The organism is Mesorhizobium sp. M1A.F.Ca.IN.020.06.1.1 (genome assembly GCF_004023265.1).
GTDB lineage: Bacteria > Pseudomonadota > Alphaproteobacteria > Rhizobiales > Rhizobiaceae > Mesorhizobium.
Genome location: NZ_RZSR01000129.1, coordinates 1 through 9,161, shown reverse-complemented (window position 1 = coordinate 9,161; position 9,161 = coordinate 1). Strand labels below are relative to the sequence as shown.

Below are 9,161 nucleotides of genomic sequence, written 5' to 3'. Positions count from 1 at the left end.
CGGCTGCCCTGCTCCAAGGCGAAAAATGCGTCAGCCGCCGTTCGCCACCAAGGCGATCGCCGCGCGCAGATCCTCGAGCCCTGAGGCCTTTTCCGACGAAGTCGCGAGCACCGCCGGGAACGCCGCCGGCCGTTTCTTGATCTTGGCCAGCGTCTCCTCGATCAGCTTCGGCACGCCGGCCGCCTTGATCTTATCTGTCTTGGTCAGCACGATCTGGTAGGACACCGCCGCCTTGTCGAGCAGCGACAGCACCTCCTCGTCCTTGGCCTTGATGCCGTGCCGGGCGTCGATCAGCACATAGACGCGCTTCAGCGTGACGCGGCCCTGCAGATACTCGAAGATCAGCTTCGTCCAGGCATCGACCTTATCCTTCGGCGCGCTGGCGTAGCCGTAGCCCGGCATGTCGACCAGCGCCATCGGCGGCAGGTCGGCGCCTTCGCCGGAGAAGCCGTCCGGCACGAAATAGTTCAGCTCCTGCGTCCGTCCGGGCGTGTTGGAGGTGCGCGCCAGCCCCTTCTGGCCGACCAGCGCGTTGATCAGCGACGACTTGCCGACGTTGGAGCGGCCGGCAAACGCGATCTCCGGCGGCCCTTCCGGCGGCAGGAATTTCATCGACGGCACGCCGCGGATGAAGATCCACGCGCGGGTGAACAGCTCCGGACTTATGGCAGTTTCGCTCGTGGTTTTGTCCGGCGCGTTCAAACGGCGGCCTCCAGCTTGGAAATGTCGGCGCCTCGAATGGCGTTGAGGTTGCGGCTGACCTTGTCGACCGGCCAGTTCCACCAGGCCGCTTTCAAAAGCCGTCGCACCGTGAACTCATCGAAGCGCATCTTCACCACCTTGGCCGCATTACCGGCGACGATCGCATAGGGCGGCACGTCGTGCGTGACAACCGATTTCGCGGCGACGATCGCGCCATGGCCGATCTCGATGCCCGGCATGATCACCGCATCCATGCCGATCCACACGTCATTGCCGACGATCGTGTCGCCGCGGATCTCTTTCGACCAGGTCTCGGGGTCAAAACCTTCCTCCCAGCCATGGCCAAAAATATTGAACGGATAGGTGGAGAAGCCGGACATGGCGTGATTGGCGCCGTTCATGATGAAGCGGGCACCCTCGGCGATGGCGCAGAACCTGCCGATGATCAGCCTGTCGCCGATGAAGGGATAGTGGTGCAGCACGCACCTCTCGGCGAATTTGTCCGGGCCGTCGGGATCGTCGTAATAGGTGAAGTCGCCGATCTCGATGTTCGGCGCATTGACCAGCGGCTTCAGGAAGCCGACGCGCGGATGCATCGCAATGGGATGCTTGATGTTGGGGTTGGGTCCGGTCATCGCGGTCAGTCCGTAGTTGGCAGGCACGAGGCGGCGCCCTGGCGACGCTGTCTCCCGATCAAACTACCGTGATCCGGCTGCAGCACCAACCCGCGCTCAGCGGCTGCCGCGACAGATCACGATCGGGTTGGAAAGCGCGCTGTCGAAACCGCTGCCCTGATAGACCTGGACGTTGGAGGCGCCGGGCGGCAGCGTGAAACTGCCGTCGACGACTTTCTGGTCGCCGGCCGAGGTGTGCAGGGCCCAGCTATAGGTGCAGAACTGCGGCGGAGCCTTGGGTTGCACGTGGCTGCAGTTGAGCTGCGCGCCGCCGAGCATTGCCGCGCCGCCGCAGCTCACCGCTTCCTTGGCGGCGGCCGGAAACGCGCATGTCAGGAGGGCAGCCACGGTCGCGATCCTGAGCCGGTTCATCTTCATTTTTCGTGCGTGCCTCTGCCGGCCTTCAGTTGCGCCACGTCGGCGCGACGTTTGCTCCAGGCGGCTTAGCTGGTCTTGCACACCGCGTCCAGCAGGATTATGTGCATGATGATAATAAGCATGCTCACGAAAGCTTGTCTGCCGACTCCGAAGTTCCTCCCATGCCTTCCTCGCTCACCAGCAGCTTCGTCCTGCACGACGTCGCGCGCCTGCCCGGAAAACGCTTCGAGCAGCGCTCGCGCCGCTCGAGCCTGACTCGCGGGCATTGGCAGGTGCGGCCCTATCTGTCTCGACAGCAAGGCATTCACCTTTCCGCGGACGCGCGGCAGGAGCTGCAAACACTTTGTCTGATCAAATCCAATCTGCTCGAGGCCTGCGCCCAGCCGGCTGTCGACCGGGAGAAAGTCCATGTCTGAACCAGCCTCACCACGCAAACCCGCCGACGGCGACAATGCCGGCGACAGAAGCAGCGACCAGGTCATTCGCCTGGACAGCCAGCGCGAGCAAAGGCGTGCCGCCAATCCGGGGATCGAAAACGATGAGCTGGAAGCCCCTGTCGCGCCGGAACCTGCTGCGCTCGAAGCACCCTCGGCCCAGCCGAAGCCGGCCGCCGTCACGATAACTTCGCCGGCCCGGGCCAAGCCGCGGCGCAGCTTAACCCGGTCTGTCCTGTTTGCGCTGCTTCCGGTGGCGCTGGCGGTCGGCGGCTATTACTACGTCGTCGGCGGTCAGGTCATGACCACCGACAATGCCTATATCCAGGCGCAGTCGCTCGGCGTCTCCACCGATGTTTCCGGCACCGTGCAGGAGATCGACGTGCATGACAACGAGGCGGTTAAGAAGGGCCAAGTGCTCTTCCGCTTGCGGCCGGCCTCGTTCGAGACGGCGCTGGCCGGCGCTCAGGCGCAGCTCGGCACGGTGCGCAACCAGGTGTTGACCTTGCAGGCGAGCTACCAGCAATCGCTGGCGCAGATCGCCCAGGCCGAGGCCGACATCCCCTATTACGAGTCGGCCTTCCAGCGTCAGCAGGATCTGCTCAAGACCTCAACCGCCTCGAAGGCGACTTTCGACAGCGCCCAGCACGATCTCATCGCCGCCCGGCAGAAAGTCATCGTCGCCAAGGCGCAGGCGCAGGCAGCGCTCGCCCAGCTCGGCGGCGACGCCGACCAGCCGGTCGAGAAGAACCCCTTCTACCTGCAGGCCCAATCGGCGCTGGATGATGCCCAGCGCAATCTCGGCGATTCCGTCGTCAAGGCGCCGTTCGACGGCGTCGTTACCAATGTCGATGCGCTGCAGGTCGGCAAGTACCTTCCCGCCTCGCAGCCGGCCTTCAGCCTGGTCTCGTCGACCGACATCTGGATCGCCGCCGAGCCGAAGGAAACCGAGCTCACTTATGTCCGGCCGGGGCAAAAGGCGACGATCAGCATCGATGGCTATCCGGGCGAGGTCTGGCATGGCGAGGTCGGCAGCATCAGCCCGGCCTCGTCCTCGAGCTTCTCGCTGCTTCCGGCGCAGAACACCAGCGGCAACTGGGTCAAGGTCGTGCAGCGCATTCCGATGCGGGTGACGATCGACGACCCGCAAGGCAAGCCGCCGCTGCGCGGGGGCATGAGCGCGGTTGTCAGCATAGACACCGGCCATGCCCGCGGCCTGCCCGATTTCGTGACCGACCTCTTCAAGCGGTTTGAGCAAAAGTCATGAGCACCGTCGCCACGGGCACGCCTGCGGTCGCCAATCGCGGAGCCATCACCGCCTGCGTCATCCTGGCGGTCATCATGCAGGCGCTGGACACCACCATTGCCAATGTGGCGCTGCCCTATATCCAGGGCAGCGTGTCGGCGAGCGCCGACCAGATCAACTGGGTGCTCACTTCCTATATCGTCGCCGCGGCGGTGATGACGCCGCCTTCGGGCTATCTTGCCAACCGCTTCGGCCGCAAGCGCATCCTGCTGGTCGCCATCACCGGCTTCGTCGTCGCCTCGGTGCTGTGCGGCTTTGCCCAGTCGCTGCCGCAGATCGTCGGCTTTCGGCTGCTTCAAGGCCTGTTCGGCGCCGCCCTTGTACCGCTGTCCCAGAGTATCCTGCTGGACATCTACAGCGTCGAGGAGCGCGGTTCGGCCATGGCGCTGTTCGGCGTCTCGGTGATGGTCGGCCCGGTGCTTGGGCCCGTCATCGGCGGCTGGCTGACCGAGAATGTTTCCTGGCGCTGGGTCTTCTACATCAACGTGCCGATCGGCGTGCTGGCTTTCGCCGGCGTCTCGATGTTCGTGCAGGAGACCAAGCTCGACCTCAAGGCCCGGCTCGACTGGTTGGGTTTCGGCATGCTCAGCCTCGCCATCGCTTCGCTGCAGATGTTCCTTGACCGCGGCGAGCAGCTCAACTGGTTCTCCTCGTCCGAGATCATCGTCGAGGCGCTGGTCTGCGCGTCGGCCTTCTATATCTTCATCGTCCACACCTTCACCGCCCGCGACACCTTCGTGAACCCGCGGCTGTTCCTCGACCGGAATTTCGCGGTCGGCATGGTGTTCATCTTCATCATCGGCATCACCTATCTCGCCTCCCTGGCGCTGATGACGCCCTACCTGCAAACGCTGATGGGCTATCCCGTGGTGACCGCCGGCATCGTCATGGGACCGCGCGGCCTAGGCACCATGGCCTGCATGTTCCTTGTCGGCCGGCTGGTCGGCAAGGTCGACACGCGCTGGCTGCTGTTCACGGGGCTCGCGGTCACCGCCTGGGCGATGTACGACATGACCGGCTGGACCCCGGACGTTTCGCAATGGACGATCATCCGCACCGGCTTCATCCAGGGCGCCGGCTTAGGCTTCCTGTTCGTGCCGCTCACCACCATCACCTTCGCCACGCTGGCGCCGGAACGGCGCGCTGAAGGGACGGGCCTCTACAATCTGTCGCGCAACATCGGCTCCAGCGTCGGCATCTCGGTCGTCACCGCGCTTCTGACGCAGAACCAGCAGATCAACCATGCCAACATCGCCGACTATGTGACGCCCTATAGTCCGGCGTTCGGCGATCCGGCGATCGCGCAGGCGCTGAGCCCTTACACCGCCGCCGGCCGCGCCGCGCTCGACGGGCTGGTCACGCTGCAGGCAACGATCATCAGCTATGTCGACGACTTCGAGCTGATGATGTTGCTCTCGCTCGCCGCCATCCCGCTTGTGCTTCTGCTGCGCAAGCCTGGCACACCGGCCAAGGTCGACCACAGCGCCGTCATGGAGTGAGCTGGTGCATGTCGCCCAAAAGCGTGGAGCGGTTTTGGGAAAACGACACTGCATTACAACGTCCCTAAAGCGCGTCGCGCTTTAGGAGGAAAAACCGGGGTCCCCCCGCGGGACCCCGGCCTGCCGGACGGCCTTCCCAACACCGGCGTCGCTGCGCCGGAAGCCGTCGCGGCTTTTGGGGAGGACCGGGGAAGCTACGAGGCAGGCCATGCCGCAGTTTCGCGGGGGCAGGCCAAATTCCGAAAGACGGCTGCGCGAAGTTCTGTCCGGAGCGCCATAGGGCAAGCCGCCAACGAAAAAACCCCGGTCATGCCGGGGTTTTTGGTGTTAGGGCCGGGGTGCCATCTATTCCGCCGGCGATGGTTTCTTGCGGAACATCGCCGCCAGATTGTCCCACAACTCGATCTTGGCGCCCTGGCGCTTCATGATCACGCCCTGCTGCAGGATCGAGAGCAGGTTGTTCCAGGCCCAGTAGATGACGAGGCCGGCCGGGAAGGAACCCATCATGAAGGTGAAGAGGACCGGCATCCAGGTGAACACCGCGGCCTGCGTCGGGTCCGGCGGCGTCGGGTTCATGCGCATCTGCAGGAACATGGTGATGCCCATCACGACCGCCCAGGCGCCCATATGCGGGAGGAAGGCCGGCGGCGCGAAGGGCAGCAGGCCGAACAGGTTGAACACCGAGGTCGGATCGGGCGCCGCGAGGTCGTGGATCCAGCCGAAGAACGGCGCGTGCCGCATCTCGATGGTGATGTAGAGCACCTTGTAGAGCGAGAAGAAGACCGGGATCTGCAGCGCCACCGGCCAGCAGCCGGCCAACGGATTGATCTTTTCCGTCTTGTAGAGCTCCATCATCGCCTGCTGCTGCTTCATCTTGTCGTCCGCGTATTTCTCGCGGATTTCCAGCATCTTCGGCTGCACCTTCTTCATGTTCGCCATCGACGCGTAGGACTTGTTGGCCAGCGGGAAGAAGATGGCCTTGACGATGACGGTCGTGGCCAGGATCGCTAGGCCGAAATTGCCGAAGAATTTGTACAGCGTGTCGATCAGCCAGAACATCGGCTTGGTGATGAAATAGAACCAGCCCCAGTCGATCAGCAGATTGAACTGGCGAATATGGCGGTCAGCCTCATAGGCGTTGATCTTGGCGACTTCCTTGGCGCCGGCGAACACTTCGGTTTCGATGGTTGCGGACTGGCCGGCCTCGATGTTGATCGGATCAGTGAGGAAGTCGGATTGGTAGCGATGGCGCCCGTCCTCGAAATAGCCGTAGCGCGGCTGGAAGGGCTGCTTTTCGGTCGGCACCATGGTGACGGCCCAGTACTTGTCGGTGATGCCGAGCCAGCCGTCGGTCGACTTGCCTGGCTTGACTTCCTTGTCCTTCTCGATGGCGGCGTATTTGTATTCCGTCAGCCCCTCGGTGCCAGTAACCCCGATCAGGCCTTCATGCAGCACATAAGTGCTGGCGACCGCCGGCTTGTCGTAGCGCGTGACGCGACCGTAGTTGAACAGGCTGACGGCAGCGCTTCCCGAATTCTGCACGGTGTCCGAAACGGTGAACATATAATCGTTGTCGACCGAAATGGTGCGCTTGAAGGTCAGGCCCTTGTCGTTGGTGTAGGTCAGCGTCACCGGCGTCGACGGGGTCAGCGTCGGATTGCCCTCAACGCTCCACACCGTGTCGGAACTCGGCACCGCGCCGGTCTTGTCGGTGCCGACGAACCCGATCTCGGCGAAATAGCCGGTCGGTAGCGCCTGCGGATTGAGGAGTTGGATCTCGGGCGAATTCTTGTCGACCGTCTCGGTGTAGTGCTTGAGCTCGAGGTCGTCCAGGCGAGCGCCGGTGAGATTGATCGAGCCCTCGAGGCTCGGCGTGTCGATCTTGATGCGCTTGGTCGCGGCAACAGCCTGGTCACGGCTCTCTACAGTGACTGTCTCGCCGCCAGGTGCGGTCGGGATGGCGCCCGGAGCCGGCGCCGGCGTCCCGGCCGCGCCCGGATTGGTCCCCTGCGCTTCCTTCTTCTGCGCCTCGACGCGCTGCTGCTCGATGCGGGCCTGCTCGCGTTGCTGCTCCATCTTGGGGTTCATGTAGAACACCTGCCAGAGCGTCAGGATCAGCACCGACAGCGCGATGGTGATGAAGAAATTGCGGTTGTTTTCCATCGAAAGCCCTTGGCCTATCGTGTTCCGCGCAGCCGGCGGGAAAGCTCGGCCTTCAACTGGCCGAACGGAATGGCAAGCACGTCTTCGCGCCCGACGATGACATAGTCACTGCCGGGCGCCATGTCATCGGCGGCATGCGTTCGCACGGCTTCTCTCAGCCGCCGCCGGACGCGGTTGCGCACCACGGCGTTGCCGACCTTCTTGGTCACGGTGTAGCCGACGCGTGGCGCACAATCGTCGCCCCGGTCGAGAACCTCGACCAGAAAAAGCCGCCCGCGGCGCTTCTCGCCGCCGCGCACAGCCATGAAATCCGCGCGTTTCAGAAGCCGCCCGGGAGTTTTCCCCTTTGGCTTGCCGATTGCGGGCAACGATCTCGTCTTTCGTTCAGGCGCTGAGCCGCTTGCGGCCGCGGTTGCGGCGGGCTGCGACGACGCCGCGGCCACCCTTGGTGGCCATGCGGGCACGGAAACCGTGCCGGCGCTTGCGGACGAGTTTGGACGGTTGGTAGGTACGCTTCATTTGTTTTAATACCGCGGCGTGCGGCCCTTCTTGATTCTGTCACACTGTAACAGGAGCTTTGCCGGGCCGGTTATAGGCGCGATCGAAACCGCGCCGGGACGGAAGGCCCGAGCGTGAGCGGGCTTATAGGAAGAAGGATTTTGGAAGTCAATCCAGCCCGCCCAAAGGCATTTTTTCACTGGCTGGCGGCGAAATTGGCAAAAAAGCCGCAAATCGCATAATCTTGCTCGATCAAGCCTTCGTGAAAACCGCGTCATGACAAGTGAAGTCCTGTCAACGGATGAAAAGCCACGCCCCGCGGCGGCAAGCTCGCCGCGCCGGGTGCCGCTGTCGCGCGGTCTGTCGACCAAGCTTCTGCTTCTCACCATCGTCTTCGTGCTGCTCGCCGAAATCCTGATCTTCCTGCCCTGGATCGCCAGCTACCGGGTGAACTGGCTGAAGGAGCGGCTGAGCACCTCCGCCGCCGTGTCGATCGTGTTGCTGCAGGGCGAGCCCAACTCCCTGTCGCACACCGCCCAGAACGACGTGCTGATGGCGATCGGCGCCAAGGCGATCGCGGTGCGCGACGGCGGCGTCTCGCGGCTGCTGGTCGTGGCCGACATGCCGCCGAAGGTCGACGAGCATATCGACATTGCCAATGTCGGTCTGGTCAACGGCATGACCGGCGCGCTGGAAACGCTGTTCGCCGGCGGAAACCGGATGCTGCGCGTCTTCGGCCCGGTCGGCGACAGCGACAAGGAATTCGAGCTGATCATGCCGGACTACAGTCTGCGCAACGCCATGCTCAGATATTCGCGTAACGTCGCCGTCGTCTCGCTGCTGATCTCGCTGTTCACCGCCATGCTTGTCTATGCGGCGATCGATCTGATCATGATCGGCCCGATCCGCACCATGACGCGCTCGATCCTGTCCTTCTCCGAGGCGCCGGACGATCCCGGCCGCATAATTTGCCCGACGGAGCGTGCCGACGAGATCGGCGTCGCCGAGCGCGAGTTGTCGCAGATGCAGGATCGGCTGCAAAAAATGCTCGCCGAGCAGAAGCACCTCGCCAATCTCGGGCTTGCCGTGTCCAAGATCAACCACGACATGCGCAACATCCTGGCTTCCGCGCAGCTTATGTCGGACCGGTTGCGCCAGGTGAAGGATCCGACCGTGCAGTCCTTCGCGCCGAAGCTCCTGCGCGCGCTCGACCGCGCCGTCGCCTATTCGGAGGGCGTGCTTGCCTATGGCCGCACACAGGAGCCGGCGCCGTCGCGCCGCCGCTTGCGGCTGCGCCAGCTGGTCGACGACGTGCACGGCCTGCTCGATATCGAGGAGGGCATCGAATTCATCAATGCCGTCGAGCTCACCTTCGAAGTCGACGCCGATTCCGACCAGCTCTTCCGCGTGCTCACCAATCTGTGCCGCAACTCGGTGCAGGCAATGGCGGCCGACACCGAGAGCGCGGTGGTGCGTCGGCTCGCCGTCTCGGCCGAGCGCTTGGGCA

Annotated in this window: 10 protein-coding genes; 4 read left to right on the top strand and 6 right to left on the bottom strand. The window is 63.8% G+C overall.

Translation table 11 applies throughout. The annotated features are described in order from the left end of the window. Positions 1-30: 30 nt before the first annotated feature. The 3 genes from yihA to EOA60_RS08465 all read right to left on the bottom strand — a co-directional run bounded on the left by yihA (position 31) and on the right by EOA60_RS08465 (position 1,748). Positions 31-702 (bottom strand): ribosome biogenesis GTP-binding protein YihA/YsxC, encoded by a 672-nt coding sequence (gene yihA / locus EOA60_RS08475; RefSeq protein ID WP_067002997.1) that lies wholly within the window; start codon positions 700-702, stop codon positions 31-33. Continuing rightward, positions 699-1,337, bottom strand: coding sequence for a CatB-related O-acetyltransferase (locus EOA60_RS08470; RefSeq protein ID WP_095825577.1), 639 nt, complete (start codon positions 1,335-1,337; stop codon positions 699-701). Before EOA60_RS08470 ends, yihA begins: the two co-directional genes overlap by 4 nt. Positions 1,338-1,433: 96 nt before the next feature. Beyond that, on the bottom strand, positions 1,434-1,748 hold the full coding sequence (locus tag EOA60_RS08465; RefSeq protein ID WP_095825578.1) for a hypothetical protein: 315 nt from the start codon (positions 1,746-1,748) through the stop codon (positions 1,434-1,436). A gap of 167 nt (positions 1,749-1,915) precedes the next feature. On the opposite strand from EOA60_RS08465, the gene EOA60_RS08460 reads away from it, so the two are divergent. From EOA60_RS08460 to EOA60_RS08450, 3 genes are read left to right on the top strand one after another with little or no spacing between them, the layout of a single operon-like run. Next, entirely contained in the window at positions 1,916-2,170 is a 255-nt protein-coding gene (locus tag EOA60_RS08460; RefSeq protein WP_095825492.1) for a hypothetical protein, read from the top strand. Continuing rightward, positions 2,163-3,455 carry an HlyD family secretion protein gene (locus EOA60_RS08455; protein WP_095825493.1) on the top strand — a complete coding sequence of 431 codons (1,293 nt, stop codon included), beginning with the start codon at positions 2,163-2,165 and terminating at the stop codon, positions 3,453-3,455. The genes EOA60_RS08460 and EOA60_RS08455 overlap by 8 nt, the downstream gene beginning before the upstream one ends. Further along, the gene (locus EOA60_RS08450) at positions 3,452-4,993 is read left to right on the top strand and encodes a DHA2 family efflux MFS transporter permease subunit (RefSeq protein ID WP_095825494.1); all 1,542 of its coding nucleotides are present in this window, start codon (positions 3,452-3,454) and stop codon (positions 4,991-4,993) included. The genes EOA60_RS08455 and EOA60_RS08450 overlap by 4 nt, the downstream gene beginning before the upstream one ends. A gap of 345 nt (positions 4,994-5,338) precedes the next feature. On the opposite strand, the gene yidC is transcribed toward EOA60_RS08450, so the two are convergent. The 3 genes from yidC to rpmH are packed head-to-tail and all read right to left on the bottom strand — an operon-like array spanning position 5,339 to position 7,675. Continuing rightward, positions 5,339-7,156: a membrane protein insertase YidC gene (gene yidC / locus EOA60_RS08445; protein ID WP_095799029.1), complete on the bottom strand. Its 1,818-nt coding sequence runs from the start codon at positions 7,154-7,156 to the stop codon at positions 5,339-5,341. Between the two features lie 14 nt (positions 7,157-7,170). Next, positions 7,171-7,524 (bottom strand): ribonuclease P protein component, encoded by a 354-nt coding sequence (gene rnpA / locus EOA60_RS08440; RefSeq protein WP_095825495.1) that lies wholly within the window; start codon positions 7,522-7,524, stop codon positions 7,171-7,173. A gap of 16 nt (positions 7,525-7,540) precedes the next feature. Further along, a complete protein-coding gene (gene rpmH / locus EOA60_RS08435) occupies positions 7,541-7,675 on the bottom strand; it encodes a 50S ribosomal protein L34 (RefSeq protein ID WP_008833937.1) in 135 nt (44 codons plus the stop codon). 255 nt (positions 7,676-7,930) lie between these two features. Here rpmH and EOA60_RS08430 point away from each other — a divergent pair. Next, positions 7,931-9,161 (top strand): HAMP domain-containing histidine kinase (locus EOA60_RS08430; protein WP_164899232.1); only part of this gene is annotated, 1,231 nt, incomplete at its 3' end.